The 956-nt window shown below is 76.5% G+C and carries 2 protein-coding genes; one reads left to right on the top strand and one right to left on the bottom strand.

The window, feature by feature from the left end:
* Window positions 1-744, bottom strand: a 744-nt coding sequence (locus tag HMPREF3105_RS10930) for an ADP-ribosylglycohydrolase family protein (RefSeq protein WP_210401451.1), incomplete at its 3' end; no start/stop codon positions are given.
* A gap of 66 nt (window positions 745-810) precedes the next feature.
* Here HMPREF3105_RS10930 and HMPREF3105_RS13610 point away from each other — a divergent pair.
* The coding region (locus HMPREF3105_RS13610; RefSeq protein WP_371441114.1) for a metallophosphoesterase family protein at window positions 811-956 on the top strand (146 nt) is incomplete at its 3' end.

Genomic DNA, 956 nt, shown 5'->3' on the forward strand with positions numbered 1-956 from the left:
CTCGCCCAGGCTGTCGAGCCACGCGCGGGCGTGCGCGACCGCGGCGGCCAGGTCCAGGCCGCGCAGCAGAGCCGCGATGACGAGGGCGTACGCGGCCGCCGCGACCCACGCGGTGGGGTGGCCGTGCGTGAGGACGGCCCCCTGGCGGGCGAGGGACACGACGTGCGGGTCCTCGAGCCCCGGCACCATCCCGTACGGGGCCGAGCGCATGACCGTCCCGCAGCCCTTCGAACCCGGGTTGTGCGGGTCGCCCGGCAGGCCCATCCCCGGTTCGGCGAGCCCGCTCAGGCACGCGGTGCCCGGCGCGCGGCGCACCTTCAGCTCCGCGTGCGCGTCGATCCAGCGGGGCGGGGCCGGGGGAGCGCCCTCGGGCAGCGCGCCGTCCTGCGTGGCGAACCAGCGCAGGCACGCGAGCCACACGCACGCCGCAGGATCGGCCGGGACGCCGTCGTTCTGCCACTCGATCCACTCGAGCAGGCCGTCGAGCACGTACAGCGTCAGCTGCGTGTCGTCGGTGATCGGCAGGGCGTGGGCGCCCTGCTGGGCGAGCAGGTCCGCGGCGTCGGTGACGCCGGCGGGGCCGTGCACCGCCGCGATCCCCGACGCGGGGGTGAACTCGACGACGCCGCCCAGCGCGTCCCCGGCGGCACCGGCCGCGAGGAGGGCCAGGACCCGGTCGGCGTGCTCGGGGCCGGGCAGGGGCGCGGACGAGGAGGCGGTGGGCTCGGGCGCGGTGGCGGACATGCCGCCATCGTACGAGCTGCACCGCGTCGTGCTTATCCCGTCCACACCCTCCCTAGAGTGGGCCGCATGATCCTGCTGCACACCTCGGACTGGCATCTGGGCCGGTCGTTCCACGGCACCGGGCTGCTCGAGGCCCAGGAGGAGGTCCTGGACGCCCTCGTCGCGACCGTGACGGAGCGCGGCGTGGACGCCGTCCTGCTGGCCGGGGACGT

The sequence above is a fragment of the Micrococcus sp. HMSC31B01 genome (assembly GCF_001816085.1).
GTDB lineage: Bacteria > Actinomycetota > Actinomycetes > Actinomycetales > Micrococcaceae > Micrococcus > Micrococcus luteus.